15 protein-coding genes are annotated in these 18,779 nt (G+C 66.2%); 7 read left to right on the top strand and 8 right to left on the bottom strand.

Annotated elements, in window-relative coordinates; genetic code table 11:
* The first annotated feature begins 37 nt into the window (after positions 1-37).
* Complete coding sequence (locus ACQR1L_RS24400) at positions 38-817, top strand: sulfite exporter TauE/SafE family protein (RefSeq protein WP_434860585.1); 780 nt, start codon at positions 38-40, stop codon at positions 815-817.
* A gap of 18 nt (positions 818-835) precedes the next feature.
* On the opposite strand, the gene ACQR1L_RS24395 is transcribed toward ACQR1L_RS24400, so the two are convergent.
* Complete coding sequence (locus tag ACQR1L_RS24395) at positions 836-1,765, bottom strand: DMT family transporter (RefSeq protein WP_434860466.1); 930 nt, start codon at positions 1,763-1,765, stop codon at positions 836-838.
* 145 nt (positions 1,766-1,910) lie between these two features.
* Positions 1,911-4,463: a magnesium-translocating P-type ATPase gene (mgtA, locus tag ACQR1L_RS24390; RefSeq protein WP_434860465.1), complete on the bottom strand. Its 2,553-nt coding sequence runs from the start codon at positions 4,461-4,463 to the stop codon at positions 1,911-1,913.
* Between the two features lie 548 nt (positions 4,464-5,011).
* Between mgtA and ACQR1L_RS24385 the strand changes: the two genes are divergently transcribed.
* From ACQR1L_RS24385 to ACQR1L_RS24370, 4 genes are read left to right on the top strand one after another with little or no spacing between them, the layout of a single operon-like run.
* Positions 5,012-6,304 (top strand): adenylosuccinate synthase, encoded by a 1,293-nt coding sequence (locus ACQR1L_RS24385; protein WP_434860464.1) that lies wholly within the window; start codon positions 5,012-5,014, stop codon positions 6,302-6,304.
* Positions 6,305-6,340: 36 nt separating this feature from the next.
* A complete protein-coding gene (locus ACQR1L_RS24380; RefSeq protein WP_434860463.1) occupies positions 6,341-7,987 on the top strand; it encodes a hypothetical protein in 1,647 nt (548 codons plus the stop codon).
* Positions 7,988-8,041: 54 nt separating this feature from the next.
* A complete protein-coding gene (locus ACQR1L_RS24375; protein WP_434860462.1) occupies positions 8,042-8,488 on the top strand; it encodes a DUF5413 family protein in 447 nt (148 codons plus the stop codon).
* A gap of 48 nt (positions 8,489-8,536) precedes the next feature.
* A complete protein-coding gene (locus tag ACQR1L_RS24370; protein ID WP_434860461.1) occupies positions 8,537-9,088 on the top strand; it encodes a DUF4112 domain-containing protein in 552 nt (183 codons plus the stop codon).
* Positions 9,089-9,176: 88 nt separating this feature from the next.
* Here the strand turns inward: ACQR1L_RS24370 and ACQR1L_RS24365 are convergent, their stop codons facing one another.
* From ACQR1L_RS24365 to msrA, 3 genes are all read right to left on the bottom strand, one after another.
* Positions 9,177-9,464, bottom strand: coding sequence for a hypothetical protein (locus tag ACQR1L_RS24365; protein ID WP_434860460.1), 288 nt, complete (start codon positions 9,462-9,464; stop codon positions 9,177-9,179).
* 403 nt (positions 9,465-9,867) lie between these two features.
* Positions 9,868-10,293 (bottom strand): peptide-methionine (R)-S-oxide reductase MsrB, encoded by a 426-nt coding sequence (gene msrB, locus ACQR1L_RS24360; RefSeq protein WP_434860459.1) that lies wholly within the window; start codon positions 10,291-10,293, stop codon positions 9,868-9,870.
* Between the two features lie 95 nt (positions 10,294-10,388).
* Positions 10,389-11,105 (bottom strand): peptide-methionine (S)-S-oxide reductase MsrA, encoded by a 717-nt coding sequence (gene msrA / locus ACQR1L_RS24355; protein WP_434860458.1) that lies wholly within the window; start codon positions 11,103-11,105, stop codon positions 10,389-10,391.
* 266 nt (positions 11,106-11,371) lie between these two features.
* On the opposite strand from msrA, the gene ACQR1L_RS24350 reads away from it, so the two are divergent.
* Positions 11,372-13,054 (top strand): caspase family protein, encoded by a 1,683-nt coding sequence (locus ACQR1L_RS24350; RefSeq protein ID WP_434860457.1) that lies wholly within the window; start codon positions 11,372-11,374, stop codon positions 13,052-13,054.
* 783 nt (positions 13,055-13,837) lie between these two features.
* On the opposite strand, the gene ACQR1L_RS24345 is transcribed toward ACQR1L_RS24350, so the two are convergent.
* A complete protein-coding gene (locus ACQR1L_RS24345) occupies positions 13,838-15,157 on the bottom strand; it encodes a hypothetical protein (protein ID WP_434860456.1) in 1,320 nt (439 codons plus the stop codon).
* Between the two features lie 369 nt (positions 15,158-15,526).
* Between ACQR1L_RS24345 and ACQR1L_RS24340 the strand changes: the two genes are divergently transcribed.
* Positions 15,527-15,778: a hypothetical protein gene (locus ACQR1L_RS24340; RefSeq protein WP_434860455.1), complete on the top strand. Its 252-nt coding sequence runs from the start codon at positions 15,527-15,529 to the stop codon at positions 15,776-15,778.
* 178 nt (positions 15,779-15,956) lie between these two features.
* On the opposite strand, the gene ppk2 is transcribed toward ACQR1L_RS24340, so the two are convergent.
* Both ppk2 and ACQR1L_RS24330 read right to left on the bottom strand, forming a co-directional pair.
* Positions 15,957-17,081: a polyphosphate kinase 2 gene (gene ppk2 / locus ACQR1L_RS24335; protein ID WP_434860454.1), complete on the bottom strand. Its 1,125-nt coding sequence runs from the start codon at positions 17,079-17,081 to the stop codon at positions 15,957-15,959.
* 522 nt (positions 17,082-17,603) lie between these two features.
* A complete protein-coding gene (locus tag ACQR1L_RS24330) occupies positions 17,604-18,713 on the bottom strand; it encodes an ATP-dependent DNA helicase (RefSeq protein ID WP_434860453.1) in 1,110 nt (369 codons plus the stop codon).
* Between the last annotated feature and the right edge of the window lie 66 nt (positions 18,714-18,779).

Below are 18,779 nucleotides of genomic sequence, written 5' to 3'. Positions count from 1 at the left end.
CCGCGACGTTGCCGAAGTCTCCCGGGAGGACGAGATGATGAGCGAACTCGATCTCCTGGGCGGCCTCGGCACCGGCTTGGTGGGCGGATTCACGTCCGGCCTGCTCGGCGTCAGCCCCGGCGGCGGTCTCGTGGTTTTCGCCGTGCTGCTGCTCGGCGCCGAGCAGCACGTCGCGCAGGGACTCTCGCTGGTCGCGCAGGTTCCGCCGACCAGTGCCGCCGGCCTCAAGCGCTATTGGGACGAAGGCAGCCGGGCGCCGCTGCGCGTGCTGCTGTGGCTCGGGCTTGGATTTGTCCTCGGCGGTGCGATCGGCGCGCTCCTGGCCAACGGCACGGCGTCGGCGATCCTGCGATGGGCCTACGTCATCTATCTGCTGCTGCTCGATGTCCTGCTCCTGCGCCGCTCATCGAAGCGAGGTGCCGTCGAGACCACGGTTTGCGCAGTCGATCCGAGCGGATTTGCGCTGCTTGCGGTCGGCAGCGCAGCGGGTGTGTCGTCCGGCTTTCTCGGCATCGGCGGCGGACTGGCGACAGTCGTCGGCTTGAGCGCGGTCCTTGGCATGGCGCAGCACCGCGCGCAGATGATCAGCCTGGCGCTGACGCTGGTGCCGACGACGATTCCGTCAGCCTGGATCTATTGGCAGCACGGTGCCTTGCCGTCCTGGCCCACCTTAGTCGCCGTGATCGTCGGACTGGCCGCCGGCACCGATCTCGGCGCGCGGCTCGCGACCCGCGTTTCGCCCGAGCGGCTGCGGATCGTGCTGATCGGCTTCGTCTCGCTGATGACCATCGCCATGGCGCTCAAGGCCATCGGATAGCGCGCCTCCGGCAATGCCTCAGGTCGCCTGCTTGCGCGAGGCGACGTAGACACCGCCGAGCACCAGGACGAAGCCGATCAAATGAAAGATCTGCGGCTGCTCGCTGAGGAAGACGAACGCCATGATCGAGCCGAACACCGGAACTACGTGAAAGAATGGCGCGGCACGGTTGGCGCCAATCAGCAGTACGCCGCGATTGAAGCAGAGATAGGCGATGGTCGAGGGGAAGATCGCGACGTAGAGCAGCGACAACAAATTCTGCGTATCGAATGCCATCACCGGGCGGGCATTGAGCTCCCAGATCAAGAGTGGGATCAGGCTGGCCGCGCCGCAGCCGAAGGTGAAGGCGACCATCGACAGGCCGTGGATCTGCGGACGCTTGATCGTCAGCACCGAATAGAATCCGAACACCGCCATCGCCAGCAGGAAGATCAGGTCGCCCTTGTTGAAGCTGATGCTGGCGAGCGCGGTGGGATGGCCGCGCGTCAGGATCAGCAGCACGCCGACGAGCGACAGCACGATGCCGATCGCCTGCGCCAGTGTCAGGTGGACGCGCAGCAGCAGCATCGACCACACCGCTACGATCAGCGGTCCCGCGGATTGCAGCAGCAGCGTGTTGAGCGCCTGGGTGTATTCGAGCGACCAATATTGCAGCGTGTTGAAGGCGCCGATGCCCGTCACCGACAGCGCGATCATGATGCCGAGCTTGGAGCGGATCGCCGGCCAGTCCTGGCGCAACTGTTTCCAGGCGAGCGGCAGGATCAGCAGGAACGCCAGCGACCAGCGCAGGAACGACAAGGTCACCGGCGGGATGTGGCCGGCAGCGAGCCGGCCGACGATCGAATTGCCGGCCCAGCACAGCGCGGTGATGCTGAGCAGCACATAGGGCTGGTTCGCGATCCAGGCCCGCGCGGGCGCGGCGGATGCTGGGGGATCGGCGGCGGACATCAGCGGTGTTAGACCCGGTTCGGTGCGCCGCGGCATTCGACCCGGTGTGTCCGGGCCGCGGTTTCCTCCCCGGCCCGGTCGACAGACACCAATTGGTGCTGCCTATCAAGAGGGCAGATGCATCGCGACTATGCAATGATGACCGTCATCGGGGCCTCGCGCGGCGATGAGGGTTCCGAGGATCGCCTTGGATCGCGAACGCCTTGAGTCGTTCCGCGCTGATCAGATAGGCGACGACGAGCGCGGCAATCGTGGCCAGCAACGGCACGGGCGGCGCCACGAAGCCGAACCAGGCGCCGATCGGCGTGAACGGGATGATGAGCGCGGCGGCCAACGCGATCAGCGACGAGGCCGTCAGCATCGGATCGGCGCGGTTGCTCCACGGCCGTCCATTGGTGCGGATGATGAAGATCACGAGGATCTGCGTCGCCATCGACTCCAGGAACCAGGCGGTCCGGAACTCGTCCGGCGTCGCGTGGAAAAGATAGAGCAGGGCGCCGAAGGTGAGGAAATCGAACAGCGACGAGAGCGGTCCCATGATCGCTGCGAAACGCAATAGCCGTTTCATGTCCCAGCGCTGCGGTCGTGCGGTCGCTTGCGGGCTGACGCGATCGAAGGGGATACCGAGCTCGGACAGATCATAGAGCAGGTTGTTGAGCAGGATCTGCGTCGGCAGCATGGGCAGGAACGGCAGCATGATCGAAGCGACCGCCATCGACAGCATGTTGCCGAAGTTCGAGCTCGCGCCCATCCGCACGTATTTCAGGATGTTGGCAAAGGTGCGCCGTCCTTCCTCGACGCCATCGGCGACGACCTCGAGATCGGAGGCCAGCAGGATCATGTCGGCCGCGGATTGCGCCACACCGGTGGCGCCATCGACGGACAGCCCGATGTCCGCGACCTTCAGCGCCGGCGCATCATTAATGCCGTCGCCGAGGAACCCCACCACCTCGCCCGAGGCCTGCAGCGCCTTGACGATGCGCGATTTCTGATCGGGCGCGAGCCGGCCGAAGGCGTCGGCCGAACGGACCTGCACCGCCAGCGCATCGTCGCTGAGCTGGGCAATATCGTTGCCGGACAGCACGCGGTCGGCCTTTAATCCGACCAGACCCGCAAGCCGCTTGACCACGACAGGATCGTCGCCGGAGAGGATCTTCAGCGCGATGCCGGCGCGCGCCAATTGAGCGATCGCGGCTGCCGCCGTCGGCTTGGGCGGATCGGCGAAGGCGCACAGGCCCTCGAAGATCAGGTCCTTCTCATCCTCGGTCTCGATCTCGCGCGGCGCGCCGCTCCACGGCTTCGAGGCGATCGCGACCGTGCGCAAGCCGTCCTGCGCCAGCGCGTGAACGCGCGCGCGCATCTCGGCGCGAGCATCCTCGTCGATCGCCGCGATCGTGCTGCCTTGCCGCCGCTGGGTACAGAGCTCGATCACAGCTTCCGGCGCACCTTTCACGATCAGGAGCTGATCCAGTCCTTTGATGGCCAGCACCGAGCCAAGCCGGCGCGAGAAGTCGAAGGTCTGCTGCCCGCCCAGGATCCAGCCCGCCGCGGCATGATCGGCGCCTGCGATCAGCGCCGTATCGAGCGCGCCGCGATCGCCTCCCAGCGCTGCGGCGATGGCGCCGAGCTCCGCCGCGCGCGGATCGTCGCGTCCATCGGGCGCGATGCTGCGCGCGAGCGTGATCTCGGCGGACGTCAACGTTCCCGTCTTGTCGGTGCACAGCACGGACATCGCGCCGAGATCGTGAATGGCCGCGAGCCGTTTCACGATCACCTTTCGCTTGGCCATGCGCAGCGCGCCGCGTGACAAGGTCACTGTCGTGATCATCGGCAGCAGTTCCGGCGTCAGTCCGACCGCGAGCGCCACCGAGAACAACAAGGAGTCGAGCACGTCACGCCCGAACACGACGCGCACCGCGAGCACGATGACCACGAGCGCCAGCGTCAGCCGCGCGATGACCAGGCCGAACTCATGCAGGTCGCGCTCGAACGGCGTGCGCCTCTGCGCTTCCGCCAGAGCCGATGCGGCTGCGCCGAACATCGTGTTCGCGCCGGTATTGATGACGAGGGCCGTGGCCTCGCCGGTCTGTGCCACCGAGCCCCGGAACAGCGCATTCGACGTGTCGTCTGCATCGGTCGGAAGGGCAGCCTGCTTGGTCACGGGGTAGGGCTCGCCCGTGAGCGCGGCCTCGCCGGCCGTGAAGGCCTTGCTCTCGATGATCAACGCATCGGCAGGAACGATGTCGCCGGCGCGCACGCGCAGGACGTCGCCGGGCACGACCAGGTCGACGTCGATCTCGCGATAGGCCCCGTCGCGCCTGACCTCGGCCGTCAAGGCCACCGAGCGCCGGAGCTCCTCGGCGGCCCTCACGGCATGTCCTTCCTGAACGGTATCGAGTCCGATCGACAGCGTCAGGATCAGCACGATGATCGCGCCGCCGATCACGTCGCCGGTCGCCATCGAGATGATGCCCGCGACGAGCAGGATCAGCGACAGCGGCTCGAGTAGCCGGCGCAGGACAGCGCGCAGGGGACCTACGATGTGTGACGGCGAGTCGGTATTGCGGCCGTAGCGCTGCAGCCGCTCCGCGGCGCTGGAGTCGCCGAGGCCGTTGAGGTCGCAGTCCAGCGCTTGGGCGGCCTGCGGGGGCGCAAGACGCCAGAACTGATGCAGGCCGGAGGTCGTTTCAGTGGTCACGCGCGTCGGCCGTTATGGCTGATGAGGTCCTTGGCATCGCGCCTCCTTTGCACGACGGCCCGCCGGGCGGTTGACCTGCCGCAATGTCCGCCGCCCGCGGGCATGGCGCCCGGCCGGCTTGGAGTGGTGGCTTGGCCTGAACGCTCATTGAGGTTGTCGATCCCGGGACATCGCGAGACGTTGAGAAATCGCCGATGTGCAGGGTTTGCGGCATTCGATCGTAGATTCGCCGCCGTTGCAGTGCTCAATCCGGCTGCCAGGACCAGGACGCCGCCAGAAGCGCCGGGCCGGGCATCCGGGCCACGGCCGGGGTGGCTTGAAATTTTGGGGCTTATCAAAGGCTTGGTGGCGCTGTTGTGTGCTCCGGGGGCCCGTTCTTGCTTGCCTAGCCCGGCGGCTTCCTTTATCCGGTGGGTCGCCTCGCAAGCGAGCGGTCCCGGCCGCGATTTGGGCTGGGCGCATGGTTGGCCAGGCTGGCCCCTCATCGGAAGCGATATCGACTGAGCCGATCGTGCTGTTTTGGATCTTGGCAGAGGAAAGAGCTGCGAATGGCTAACGTCGTCGTCGTCGGCGCCCAATGGGGCGACGAGGGGAAGGGCAAGATCGTCGATTGGCTGTCGGAGCAGGCCGACATCGTCGTGCGCTTCCAGGGCGGCCACAATGCGGGCCATACGCTTGTCATCAACGGCGCGACCTACAAGCTGGCGCTGCTGCCATCCGGCGTGCTGCGCGCCGGCAAGCTGTCGGTGATCGGCAACGGCGTCGTATTCGATCCGCAAGCCTTCCTCGACGAGGTCAGCAAGCTGCAGTCGCAGGGACTGTCCATCAGCCCGGACAATCTGCGCGTCGCTGAGAACGTCACGCTCATTCTGCCGCTGCACCGTGAGCTCGATGCGTTGCGCGAGTCCGCGAGCGCAGCGACCGCGATCGGCACCACCCGCCGCGGCATCGGCCCGGCCTATGAGGACAAGGTCGGCCGTCGCGCGATCCGCCTGATGGACCTCGCCGATCTCGACACGCTGCCGCACAAGATCGATCGCCTGCTCGCCCACCACAATGCGCTGCGCCGCGGTCTCGGCCTCGAACTGATCGACGGCAAGGTCATCCTGAACGAACTGACTGCGCTGGCGCCGAAGCTGCTGCCTTATGCGGAGACGGTGTGGCGGCTGCTCGACATCAAGCGTCGCGAGGGCAAGCGCCTGCTGTTCGAGGGCGCGCAGGGCGCGCTGCTCGACGTCGACCACGGCACCTATCCTTACGTGACCTCGTCCAACACGGTGGCGGCGCAGGCCGCGACCGGTGCCGGCCTGGGGCCGGGCGCAATCGGCTATGTGCTCGGCCTGTGCAAGGCCTACACGACCCGCGTCGGCCAGGGACCGTTTCCGACCGAGCAGGACAATGAGATCGGCCGCAAGATCGGCGAACGTGGCCGTGAATTCGGAACGAATACCGGCCGGCCGCGTCGTTGCGGCTGGTTCGATGCCGTCCTGGTCCGCCAGGCGGTCCGGACTTGCGGCATTAACGGTCTTGCGCTGACCAAGCTGGACATTCTCGACGGTTTCGACACCATCGAGGTCTGCACCGGCTACAGACTGGACGGCAAGGAGATCGATCACTTCCCGGCCGGCGAAGGCGCCCAGGCCCGGGTCGAGCCGATCTACGAGACCATCGAAGGCTGGAAACAGCCGACGGCGAATGCGCGATCCTGGGCCGATCTTCCTGCCCAGGCCATCAAATACGTTCGGCGCATCGAGGAACTGGTGGGTTGCCCGATCGCGCTGCTTTCCACCAGCCCCGAACGCGAGGATACTATCCTGGTCCAGAATCCCTTCGAGGCGTGACGGGACCTGACAGCGAAGCGCGCGAATTGAGTTGATATGGCCGACTACTACCCGCTGATAGCCCGTGCCATTGCCGGATTGGACCCCAACGCTCCCGGCGAAAGCCGGCGCGCGCTTTACGAGCGGGCTCGCGCGGCGCTGATCGCGCAACTGCGCAGTGTTCAGCCGCCGCTCAGCGAATCCGAGATCACGCGCGAGCGGTTGTCGCTCGAGGAGGCCGTCCGCAAGGTGGAGGCCGAAGCGGCCCAGCGCGCCCGCGAAGCGCAGCGGGCCGCCAGCGGCGCGGGGCGTCCGGGAGATGCGTTGCGGCGTGCCGGGGCGCGCAATCCCGAGGCGCCTCCGGCTCCAGCGGAAAAGCCAGGTCCCGCGTCGGATCAGCCGGCGCCTGCTCCCCCCCGGCCGCGGCCGGCAGCGGCACCCGCGCCGGCCCGGGCGGAGCGCCCGCCGCTCGGCGGCGAACCCCTCGAGCCGCGGCCGCCGCGCAATCCGCGTCCGGATGCCCCGCCGCCTGTCGCCGGCGCGCCGGCTGCTCCGCCGCGGTCGCAGCCGCCCCAGACGCCTCCGCAGGATGCACCGCCGCCCGTGCGTGAGCGCCCGGCCGCGCCCCGTCGCGGCGCCCAGGACAACGGCAATCCGGCAACGCCCCCTGCGATGCGCGGCTTTCGCGATATCACGGCGGATGTCGACGATCTCGGCAAGGCCACGGCCCAGGCCAACCGCGCCGCCCGGAAGACCTACGCCAACGTGCCGGCCACGGATCTCGACCGGCTCGAGGACGATGACGATCGGCCGCCGCTGCCCGAGCCGGCGTACTCCTATGACGAGTCGGTGCAGGAAGCGGAGCGTTACGCGCTGCCGGCCACCTCGACCCGCCAGCGCGGCGGTCCGGCCGAGCGCGAGGCCAAGAAGAAGCCGGAGCGCAGCGGCTCGACCTTCCCGTTCAAGGCCGCGATCGCGGCCGGCATCGTGCTGATCCTGGTCGGCGCCGGAATTCTGTGGGGCCGGCCGCTGGTCGGCGTCGTCTCGGGTCTGTTCAAGTCGAACGCGACAGTCGAGGCGCCGAAGGACAATGGCGCGCCGCTGAGCAAGCCGAAGATCACCGACCGCGTCGGCCAGGCGCCGTCGTCCGATCAGATCGCGCCGGTCGCCCAGCGCGTGGTGCTCTATGACGAGGACCCCGCCGATCCCAAGGGCAAGCAGTATATCGGCTCGGTGGTCTGGCGGACGGAGCAGATCAAGGCGAGCGGCACGCAGAAGGCGGACATCGCCGTGCGCGCCGACATCGAGATTCCTGATCGCAAGTTCAAGATGACGATGTCGTTCCGCCGCAACACCGATACGTCGCTGCCGGCGAGCCACACCGCCGAGCTGACCTTCATCCTGCCGCAGGACTTCTCCGGCGGCGGTGTCGGCAACGTGCCGGGCATCCTGATGAAGTCCAACGAGCAGTCGCGCGGCACGCCGCTGGCGGGTCTTGCGGTGAAGGTCACCGACGGCTTCTTCCTGGTTGGCCTCTCCAATGTCGATGCCGACCGGACCCGCAACGTGCAGCTCCTGAAGGAGCGCTCCTGGTTCGACGTCCCGCTGGTCTACAGCAACCAGCGCCGGGCGATCATCGCCATCGAGAAGGGAGCTCCGGGCGAGCGCGCCTTCAACGATGCTTTCGCAGCGTGGGGTGACTGACCGGGCGGCAATCGCCTCGCGCGCTCGACGGAGCGGCGGGGCAGGAGGTTGGGCATGAAGCGATATCTGATCTTCGTTGCCGTGGGCCCGGCGCTGGGCGGCTTCGCGCTGCTGCTCGTCACCACCTATTTGTCCGGCTATTGGACCGACACCAGCGCCGGCGAGGTGGCCAAGCTGTTCAAGGTCTTCGTCACCTCGCTGCAATACAGCTATCTGTTCGGCTTCCTGCCGGCGCTGATGATGTGCGCGATCGACGACATCCTGTTCCATGTCCGGCGGATTCCCTCGACGGCCCGCATGCTGATCGTCGGGGGCGTCGGCTTTTTGCTCGCCGGCTTCAACTATGCCTCGCATGGCTCCGACTACGGCGCCCTGCAGTGGATTCTCTACGGGCTCGTCGGCTTCATTCCGGCGACGGTGTCGTCCTGGCTGGTGCACAGATTCGTCGATGAAACCCCGCCCGGCACTCCGGCGGCGCAGCCGAGCGAGCACGGCGCGTGACGGCGTGACGCAACTTGCGCCGCGGTGCCGCGTTTCTATGTGATGGGCATGCAAGACCAGGTCTCTCCCTCCCGCCGCGCTTCCGGACGCGCTTCCCAGGCGAATTTCAGCGCCAAGGAGGCGCGCGGGCCGATCATCGACCAGGACGGGCGGGAGATCCCGCAAGGCGGGCCGTTCCAGTCCTCGTTCAACGGCGCTTTCGCCGGCCCCGGCGGCGTCCGCTTCGACTTCCAGGGTGCCAACCCGTTCGGCAACCTCACGCGAGAGCAGCGCATCGCCCGGCTCGAGGCCGTCGCCAAGCTGCTCGACGTCGCCTTCGTCGTGCCCGGCACCAACATCCGCTACGGCATCGACGGCATCATCGGCCTGATCCCGGTGGTCGGCGATCTCATCGCCACCGCGCTGTCGCTGTGGCTGGTGCGCGAGGCCCGGGCGCTCGGCGCGCCCTGGCATGTCATCACCCGCATGCTCGGCAATGTCGCCGTCGAGGGCGTGATCGGCATGGTCCCGGTCGCCGGCGACGCGTTCGACGTGCTGTTCCGCGCCAACATGCGCAACGCTAAGATCCTGCGGCGGTGGTTGGATACCCAGCCGCGGTGAGCCCCGGCAAAAGCGATTAAAAGCACCTCCAGAAAAAAACTGCCCCGCACTGGGCGGGGCAGGGTGTCGTCGGATGGTTGGGCTGCCGTCAGGCCGCATCGGCGTCGGGCGCCTTCTCCTCGACGGCCCGGCGTGGCAACGGGAACGCCTCGCTTTCATACAGGGTGCGGATGCCGTTCTGGTCGAACCGGGCCTCCTCGACCTGCAGATAGGCGCCGTTGAGCGAATCCGCCGGCAACTCCTCCATGGCGAAGCGCACGGCCTCGGCCGCGGTGCCGAACCGCCGATAGGCGAAGCCCGCCCGCTTCTTCTTGCGAATGGCGGCGGGGAACAGTTCGGCAGAGGTGTTGAAGTTGAACGGACGCAGTGGACGCATGGTCTGAGACCTCTTCTTGTCGGCTAAGAGCGCTGACGCGAGCTTTCGAACGATCAAGCTTGGCAATGACGCCAGCGATTGCGGGTGTGGAGGGCGGTATCTTTGCCGCTCCAGGCGGCCCAGCCCTGCATGTCAGTTACAGCCCCTAATATAGGCCGATTTGACAGAAATGCGAATCCTGCCGGCTCACATCGTAAATCCGGCCTGCCCGCAGCTCTCTCGGAAAATCCTCTTTTTTCAATAACTTAATTGCTCTGCAACTTGTGAATGCAAGAGAGCTCCATGCGTCCAGCGAAAATCTGGGCTGTTGTGGCCGATTTCGGTCCCGCGGGACCCCCGAACCGGGGGCTGCCAGCCCCCGGATACCATCAATGCAACGGCACCGAAGGGCCGGCTCGCGATGTCAGCGCGGCTTCAGCTTCAGCGCCGCCGAGTTGATGCAATAGCGCAGGCCGGTCGGCCCCGGACCGTCGGGGAACACGTGGCCGAGATGGCCCGAGCATTTCGAGCACAGCACCTCGGTGCGGACCATGCCGTGGGTATAGTCCGTCTCCTCGTCGATATGGCTCTCTGCCGCCGGCTGGGTGAAGCTCGGCCAGCCGCAGCCGGAATCGAACTTGGCATCGGATTCGAACAGCGTCTGCCCGCAGCCGGCGCAGACATAGGTGCCGGTGCGATGCTCATGCTCGTATTCGCCCGAGAACGGCCGCTCGGTCGCCTTCTCGCGCAGCACGGCGTACTGCATCGGCGTGAGCTCGCGGCGCCACTCCGCCTCGCTCTTGACGACCTTGTCGGTCGTCCGCGGGTCACTCGTCTTCGTGTCGCTCATCCTCTTGATCCTCCGGCGGACCCGTGCGGTCCGCCCCTGTCATTGCGCTGGTCGGGCTGTTGCCAGGCCTCGGTTCGTCGCCTCGGTTCGTCGCCTCAGTTCGTGGCCTTGGCGTCCCTGACGAGCGTCGGCTTGTCGATATAGTTCTCGGCGAAGATCTTCTTCAGATTGTCGATCTTCGGCAGGTCGTTGTAGGCAATATAGGGTTGGTTCGGGTGCAGCGTCAGGTAGTCCTGGTGATAGTCCTCGGCCGGGTAGAACGCCTCGAGCTTGCCGACCTTGGTGACGATCGGCTTGCCGAACACCTTGGCCTTGTCGAGCTGGGCGATATAGGCCTCCGCCACCTTCTTCTGCGCCTCCGAGGTCGTGAAGATCGCCGAGCGATATTGCGGGCCGGTGTCCGGGCCCTGCCGGTTCAACTGGGTCGGATCGTGCACGACCGAGAAGAAGATCTGCAGGATCTTGCCGTAGGAGACCTTCTTCGGGTCGAACTTGATCTGGACGGACTCGGCATGGCCGGTGCTGCCGGTCGACACCATCCGGTAGTCGGCCGTGGCCTTGGTGCCGCCGGCATAGCCGGAGACGGCGCTGACGACGCCCGCGGTGTGCTGATAGACGCCCTGGACGCCCCAGAAGCAGCCGCCGGCGATGACCGCGGTCTCGATGCCATCAGCGGCCGGCTGATCCTGCGTCGGCGGCGGGATCACGACCGCCTCTTCGGCGGCGTGCAGCGGCTGCCACGCCACGATACCGGCCACCGCGAGGGCGCCGAGCACGGCTGTCTTGACGAAATGGGAGCGGGTGAGGCGCATCTGTCGGATCCTCGCTTTGGTGATTGTCTCATGTCGCCGGCCGGAACAGTGGCCCGGCCCGGCCTCTGTCGCAAGATACGTCGGCGGCCTGCGGGCGTTACAAGGGCAGCCACACGACTGCGTGAACGATGCGCCGGCGGATCTGGATGGGTCCCTTGGGCCTCTCCTTGGGCCTTTCTCGTCGCCGCGCTGGTCTCGGCCGAACCGCGGCGATATTCGTTCGACACATGATCGACCCCGCCCGTCACGCGAGATCCGTCCCGGACATGCCGCGCCTCCTGCTGTCGTTCCTCCTGCTGATCGCAACCCATGTCGCCGGCCTTGCCGGCCCCCTGCTGAGCGACGACCTCGCGGTCTGCCGCAGCCGTCAAGGCGAGCTGCCGGCCCGCGCGGAAGCCTGCGAACGGCTGCTCGACGGCGGCAACCTGACCGGCAAGGACCTTGCCCTGGCGCTCGACATTCGCGGCCTCGTCGCGCTCAACAAGCGGCAGGACGACAAGGCGATCGAGGCGCTGACGGCCGCCATCGCCGCCGATCCGGACAATGTCGCCATTCTCAACCGGCGCGGCTACGTCTATGAGCGCAAGGGCAAGGACGAGCTGGCGCTGGCCGATTACGATGCGGCCGTGCAGAAGCGGCCGACCTTCGGGATCGCCTTCAACAATCGCGGCACCATTCATCTGCGCCGCGGTGCGTTGCAAAGCGCGCTCGACGATTTCAACGCGGCCATCCGTGCCGTGCCGACGCTCTATCTCGGCCATGTCAATCGCGGCCGGGTGCGCGCCCTGATGGGCGACTATGATGGGGCGCTTGCAGATCTCGACCAGGCCGAGAAGATCGATGCGGCCGGGCCGCTGACGGCGATCTACCGCAGCGAGACGCTGTCGATGATGGGGCGCAGCGATGAGGCGATCGCAGGCTGGAGCGGCATCATCGAACGATCGCCGAAACATCAGTTTGCCATGGTCGGTCGTGCCGACGCCTATCTGCGCAAGGGCGATCTCGATGCCGCGCTGAAGGATCTCAACGCGGTCCTGGCCATGAATCCGAACAACGTCCACGCCCATGCCAGCCGCGGCCAGCTGTTCGAGAAGCGCGGCAACCTCGCCCAGGCGCGCGCCGATTACCGTGCGGCCGCCTTCGCGCTCACCACCTACGATCCGTTCGATGTCGCCCGGGCGCGCAAGCTTGCCCAGGAGCGGCTCGCGTCGCTGACGCCCCAGACCGCGGGCGCCGCGTCCAACACGCGCCGTGTCGCGCTGGTGATCGGCAATGGCGGCTACAAGTCCGTGCATCCCCTGCCGAACCCGCCGCGCGACGCCAAACTGATCGCGGATACGTTGCGCAATACGGGCTTCCAGTCGGTGACGCTGCTGAATGATCTCTCCCGCGACAGTTTCTTCGAGGCGCTGCGCAACTTCGAAGCCGAGGCCGAGAAGGCGGACTGGGCCGTGATCTACTACGCCGGGCACGGCTTCGAGATCGGCGGCGTCAACTATCTCGTGCCTGTCGATGCCCGGCTCGTCGCCGACAAGGACGCCGAGACGGAAGCCGTCGCGCTCGAGCAGGTGCTGGGCGCGGTCGGTGCCGCGCGCAAGCTGCGCCTGGTCATCCTCGATGCCTGCCGCGACAATCCGTTCGCGCCGGGCATGAAGCAGACCCTGGCGCTGAAGCTGGTCGACAAGGGCTTCTCCAACATCGAACCGGGTGCCGGCATGATGGTGGTCTATGCCGCCAAGCACGGCGCCACCGCGCTCGACGGCGATACCGGCAACAGCCCGTTCGCGACCGCGCTCGCCCGCACCATCAAGGAGCCGCGCCTCGAGGTGCGCAAGCTGTTCGACATCGTCCGTGACGATGTCTGGGCCGCCACCAAGCAGCGCCAGCAGCCCTTCACCTACGGCTCGCCGCCGGGACGAGAGGATTTTTTCTTTGTCGCGGCGAAGTGAGCGCGGTGCGGGTTGCGTGCATCGTATCGGTCGCGAATGGGACGCGTGATGTCTGCTCCGTCGTCCCGGGCTTGACCCGGGACCCATACGCCGCGGCGGGCGTGGTGGAAACGAGATGGCCGCCATTTGCGCGTCAAACCACGGCCGGTGGTTATGGGTCCCGGCGTTCGCCGGGACGACACTGTTAGTTGTAGCGCGACCTCACCAGACATGACAACTGTTTCAGATATGACGACTCGTTCTCGCGGCCTGCTCGGCCCGAGTGATGCTCGATCCTTGTCCCTCCTGAATCGGAGGGCGCAGGGAAGGCCGGGTGCCGACCGACACCCATGGTCCGCGTGCAACACATAAGCACGCGGCAGAACCACAGGTTCAGCCGGATCATCCCGGCCTTCCCTGCGCGATGGTGTTAACGCTTATACGTGCTCTCCCCGGGGACCGGCTGTCTTGCCCCCGTCGCGCGCGGATCATCACCGCCCGTTTGGCCTCAGCGTCGGGAGGCCAGGACCACACGCTTTCGCCGTCCGCGCCATGCTGTTCGTCCGCAGGTCGAGACCCGCTGCAACACGTCGCGTCCATCGCTCCCCAGCCCAACGTTCGTGACGATCGCGAAGCGCCCCTCCTGGCGGGCCGGGATGCGCCAGAAGGTGCCAGTGATTTGCCCGACGACACAAGGCCCGTCGGGTTGCGACAAAGTAACCCGACGGGCAACGGGGTGGCGCTCATCAGCTATCGTCGCGCCGACGCGCGCGACATGCAGGAGAGAAACCGTCCACTTGGCTGCTACGGCTTCATCGCCGTTGCGCCCGGCACGCGGAACAGATCGATCAGCTGCTTCGATTGGCGCGGATAGGCATCGAACAACTGAAAGTCCAGATCCTTCGAGCCTGCGAACTTGCCGTGGCAGTTGATGCAGCCGTTCGGCTGCTGCGGGGTCTGGAGATAGGTCTCCAGCGTGGTGTTGGCGAGGAAGGGCGGCTGGCTCGGCGTACCGATCGGCACGCCCTTGCCGGCCCATTGCGCATTGACTAGCCGGTAGTACTGCCAGACGTTGTCCGACCGCAGTGTCTTCAGCGCCGTCTGATAGAGCGTCGTCTTCTGCGCCGCGACGTCGTCGAGCGGGATCACGCGCATAACCTGGGTCGGCGTCGTCGAGCCCTTGGCCGGCGGCTGATTGACCTTGCAGTCGGTGCAGCTCGGATTGAAGAAATTGTACTTGGCGCCCGTCGGGATCGGCTGGTTCTGCGTCGGCGCGTTGTCGACCTGCTCGAACGTCGCCCATAGCCATTGCGGCAATTGGTCGGTCTTGATGACGATGTGCAGGCCGACGAGCCCGAGCTTCCTGACGTCGCAGCGCTTGGTGTCGGGATCGAACACCAGCGCGTCGGTGGTGTAGAAGCGGGTCGCGTCGTCAGGCTGTTTGCTGCCGGGGCCGCTGATCACCTTCCACGCCGCCTTGACCTTCACGGTCGCTGCACGGTCCGTGGTGTTGGAGGATGCCGGAAACGCGATCTTGGCGCCGCTCTGGTTGCGGCTGTCGTAGAACTTGTTGGTCACTACGTAGTCGTAATAGACGCGGTTGAGCTTGACCTCGTACCAGACGTTCTGGCCATTCTGGTCGACGAGGCGGTTGCCGTCGGCCTGCTTGTCGCCGGCGATCAGGACATCGCTGATCTTGGCGGTGCGCACCAGCGTGCGGCGCGCCGCAGCCGGATTCTCCCTGGCCTGGATCAGGCATTGCGGAGGGACACGCTCAGCGGCGTCGAACGGCGCCGGCTTGACCGGCGGGTTGAGATAGATGTCGTCGGAATCCTTGTAGGTCTCCCACACCACCGGTCCGGTCGGCATCGTCTTGGGGCCGCCCTCGGTCCTGTAGGTGAAGCCGCCGATCACGTTCTCGCGGTCGGGCACGCCGCGCTCGACGATCGGGTTCGGCGCCGGCCAGTTGAGCGCGATGAAGGAATCCCAGGCCATGTTGTCGACATAGACCTGCAGGCCGATGGCGCCGACATTCTGGGTCACAATATCGGCCGGAATGTCCGGGCTGAACACGTAGTAGGGCGGCGTGAACTGGCGGCCGTTGACCGTGGGCCCGGCCGCCATGTCGGTTTGTTGAGCCTGGGCGACCGCGCTGGGCAGCAAGACCAATGCGGTCCATGCAATGAGCTTTTGTCTCAAATTGACCTCCATCGACGGGAGCTTCGTGAATCAACCTAGAGGTTAATATCATAGAATAATCGCGCAAAAGATGATCTGGTTCACATTTGCTCGCATCCTTTCCGCGCGTGCCCCTTGGTGCCCGGGCTGGACAGCAGCGGTCGTGACGATGCGATGTGATCGGCCGCCAGCGCGCAGCGCCATGACGGTCGCGACGGCGAATGGCCGTCGGATCGCGCAGTCGTGATTGGGGAGCTGCTTTCGCCTGCCTACATCATCTCCAGCGCGCTGGTGCGCAGCAGGGGGAGCCTCATCATGATCGCATCCAGGAGCCTGGCGGCCGCGATGCTGATGTCGGCATTGACGGCCAGCGCGGCGTCCGCGCAATTCTCCGAGCCGGCGGCCTATGAGGCCATGCATCCCGACCGCGACGTGCTCAATGGCGGCGCGCTGACGCCGGCGGGGCAGGCGGAGCTCGTCCGCCGTGGCGCGTCCGCTTTTCCGAATGCAAATGCGGCGGTCCCGCCGGCCGATCCCGTGAGGCCGCCTCGGCGCCATCGGCGCTGAGCGCGGCGAATGCGACGAGTGATTGAGTAGGGTGGGCAAAGCAGCCGCCGTCAGGCGGCAGCGTGCCCACCGTCGGGCGGCGTTCGCGGCGAGACCGTGAGCACGGCGCCATCACGATCGTGCGCGTCGAAAGGGCAGTGGCGCGCCTTTGTCCACCCTACACGACTGCGACTTCGCATCAGCTCGCATGCTCCTCGCGCTCGTGAATCACGCTGGCGCGGCCGACGATGAGGTCGTCGACATGGCCGATGCGCGAGACGTCCTTGCCGGCATAGGGCAGGGAGTGCAGCACGCAGCGCATCGCGTTCAGCCGCGCGCGCTTCTTGTCGTCGGACTTGATCACTGTCCACGGGCAGTCGGCGGTGTCGGTGGAGAAAAACATCGCCTCCTTGGCGCGGGTGTAGTCGTCCCATTTGTCGAGCGAGGCGGTGTCGATCGGCGACAGCTTCCACTGCTTCAGCGGATGCGCCTCGCGCTCCTTGAAGCGCCGGCGCTGCTCCTCGCGGCTGACCGAGAACCAGAACTTGATGAGATGCATGCCGCTACGCACCAGGTTGCGCTCGAACTCCGGCACCTGGCGCAGGAACTCGTCATATTCGGCCTGCGAGCAGAAGCCCATCACGCGCTCGACGCCGGCGCGGTTGTACCAGGAGCGGTCGAACAGCACGATCTCGCCGGCTGTCGGCAGGTGCTCGACATAACGCTGGAAGTACCATTGACCGCGCTCGACGTCGCTCGGCTTGTCCAAGGCGACGACGCGCGCGCCGCGCGGGTTGAGATGCTCCATGAAGCGCTTGATGGTGCCGCCCTTGCCGGCGGCGTCGCGGCCTTCGAACAGCAGCACCAGGCGCTGGCGCGCGTCCTTCATCCAGTTCTGCAGCTTGAGCAGCTCCGTTTGCAGGATGAACTTCTGCTCCTCATAGTCCTTGCGGTACATGCGGTATTTGTAGGGGTAGCCGCCCTGGCGCCAATTGTCGGCGAGTTCGTCGGAGGTGTGACGCTTGTCGCGCTTGGCCTTGCCGTCGATCAGCGCCTTCATCAGCTTGGCGTCGTCGGGCGCGGCGCCGTCGAGCATGGCCTTGATCGGCGCGCTATCGGCATCGAGCGCCGGCGGCCCGTTGAGCACGCTCTCGAAGGCCGACAGCGACGTGATCTGCGCCGCCTGCATCGACTCGTCGACCAGCGACTGCGCGACCGGATCGAGCGTCGCGGCGGACTGTCGGCGGGCCACATGCGCCGTGGCACTGGCGCGCCTGGTGCGCTGCCCGTTGGTAGCCTTGCCCTTGGTCGTGTTCTTGGCCATGCGACTCCGCCCCGCCTGTTGGTGATGTACAGACATGTGAATCGTTTTTTATCCGCCAAGCATGCTGCGGCAGGTTGACCTGGATCAATGGGTCGCGGGAACAAGGCAGGGCGATACCGTTCTCGGTTAAATTCGTCTTGAGCGAAGACCGCCGTCATTCCCAGGGCTATCGCATATGGGTAGGACGTCGCGACGAACGAACAAGCAAGTTAGTGACTCGGTCATGCCCGGGCTTGTCCCGGGCATCCACGTGGTTCTCAGCATGCCGAACGACGTGGATGGCCGGGACAAGCCCGGCCATGACGGCGTTGTGAGAGGCGAGAACAAAACTGCGGTCGCCCTATGCAATTGCCCTGCTGTCATTCCGGGGCAAGGCCGTAGGCCTTGAACCCGGAATCTCGAGATTGTCTTGCGTTTTTTGCTAACAAGCTCGGGATTCCGGGTTCAATCGTCAGAGCGCGATCGCGCTCTGACGATTGCCCCGGAATGACGATAGGTGCTGCCTGCGAGGGCGCAGCGGGCTCACACCACGATGCTCAGCCGCTTCGCGGCCCGCGTGATGCCGGTGTAGAGCCAGCGTGCGCGGGCTTCCTGGAACGCAAAGCTCTCGTCGAACAGCACGACGTCGTCCCATTGCGAGCCCTGCGACTTGTGCACGGTCAGCACATAGCCGTAGTCGAACTCGTCATAGGGCTTGCGCTGCTCCCAGGGGATGTCCTCGATGCCGCCGGCGAAGCACTCGCCGCGCACCGAGACCTTGGTGACCTTGCGGCCGAAATCCTCGTCGGGCGCGACCCGCATCGTCACGATCTTGGACTTCGAGGTCGCGCGTGACTTCACCCGCCACAGTCCGCCATTGAACAGGCCCTTCTTGCGGTTGTTGCGCAGGCAGACCAGCTTGTCGCCGGCCACCGGCAGCGCGTCCTCGATGTCCAAGCGCTGGCGAAAGCGGTTGTTGTAGGCGCGGCGGGTGGCGTTGCGGCCGACCAGCACCTGGTCGGCCTCCATCACGCGGGACGGATCGAGCTCGCGGCGCTCCACCACCTCGCTCTCGCCATAGCGGCCGATGTCGAGCGTGTTGCCCTCGCGCACGTCCATCGACATCCGCACGATCGGATCGTCCTGCGCCTGGCGATGCACCTCGGTCAGCATCACATCCGGCTCGCTGTCTGTGAAGAAGCCGCCGCCCTTGACCGGAGGCAATTGCGCGGGATCGCCGAGCACCAGCAGCGGGCAGTCGAAGGAGAGCAGGTCGCGGCCGAGATCGGCGTCGACCATCGAGCATTCGTCGATGATGATCAGCTTGGCCTTGGACGCCGGCGCGTCGTCCCACAATTCGAAGTTCGGCTGCTCCTCGCCGCTTTCCTGGGCGCGGTAGATCAGCGAGTGGATGGTGGAGGCGTTGTCGCAGCCTTTGCTCCGCATCACCAGCGCCGCCTTGCCGGTGAACGCGGCGAACTTCACCTCGCCATCGACCCCCTCGGCGATGTGGCGGGCGAGCGTGGTCTTGCCGGTGCCGGCATAGCCGAACAGCCGGAACACCTGCGGCGTGCCGTTCCGGCCGGGCTTTTCCTTGAGCCAGTCGGCGACGGATTTCAGCGCGGAATCCTGATGCGGGGAAAAGGTGGTCATGGCTCAAAATGAGACATTATAATGTGGTAATCAAGCATCGAAGCGCATCGTGCTCGGCTTAGCTTG

Source organism: Bradyrhizobium sp. HKCCYLR20261, from assembly GCF_051168435.1.
In the GTDB taxonomy this organism is placed as follows: Bacteria; Pseudomonadota; Alphaproteobacteria; order Rhizobiales; family Xanthobacteraceae; genus Bradyrhizobium.
Note: the sequence above shows the minus strand (reverse complement) of the source record. Positions and strands in the feature narration are given on the sequence as shown.

Bases quoted from the DNA above. Each gene is read 5' to 3' on its own strand.
- ACQR1L_RS24395 (WP_434860466.1), bottom strand. From the start codon at position 1,765: ATGTCCGCCGCCGATCCCCCAGCATCCGCCGCGCCCGCGCGGGCCTGG.
- ACQR1L_RS24380 (WP_434860463.1), top strand. From the start codon at position 6,341: ATGGCCGACTACTACCCGCTGATAGCCCGTGCCATTGCCGGATTGGAC.
- msrB (WP_434860459.1), bottom strand. From the start codon at position 10,293: ATGAGCGACACGAAGACGAGTGACCCGCGGACGACCGACAAGGTCGTC.
- ACQR1L_RS24330 (WP_434860453.1), bottom strand. From the start codon at position 18,713: ATGACCACCTTTTCCCCGCATCAGGATTCCGCGCTGAAATCCGTCGCC.
- msrA (WP_434860458.1), bottom strand. From the start codon at position 11,105: ATGCGCCTCACCCGCTCCCATTTCGTCAAGACAGCCGTGCTCGGCGCC.
- ACQR1L_RS24340 (WP_434860455.1), top strand. From the start codon at position 15,527: ATGATCGCATCCAGGAGCCTGGCGGCCGCGATGCTGATGTCGGCATTG.
- ACQR1L_RS24375 (WP_434860462.1), top strand. From the start codon at position 8,042: ATGAAGCGATATCTGATCTTCGTTGCCGTGGGCCCGGCGCTGGGCGGC.
- ACQR1L_RS24385 (WP_434860464.1), top strand. From the start codon at position 5,012: ATGGCTAACGTCGTCGTCGTCGGCGCCCAATGGGGCGACGAGGGGAAG.
- ACQR1L_RS24345 (WP_434860456.1), bottom strand. From the start codon at position 15,157: ATGGCGGCCGGGCCCACGGTCAACGGCCGCCAGTTCACGCCGCCCTAC.
- ACQR1L_RS24400 (WP_434860585.1), top strand. From the start codon at position 38: ATGAGCGAACTCGATCTCCTGGGCGGCCTCGGCACCGGCTTGGTGGGC.
- ACQR1L_RS24370 (WP_434860461.1), top strand. From the start codon at position 8,537: ATGCAAGACCAGGTCTCTCCCTCCCGCCGCGCTTCCGGACGCGCTTCC.
- ppk2 (WP_434860454.1), bottom strand. From the start codon at position 17,081: ATGGCCAAGAACACGACCAAGGGCAAGGCTACCAACGGGCAGCGCACC.
- ACQR1L_RS24350 (WP_434860457.1), top strand. From the start codon at position 11,372: ATGCCGCGCCTCCTGCTGTCGTTCCTCCTGCTGATCGCAACCCATGTC.
- ACQR1L_RS24365 (WP_434860460.1), bottom strand. From the start codon at position 9,464: ATGCGTCCACTGCGTCCGTTCAACTTCAACACCTCTGCCGAACTGTTC.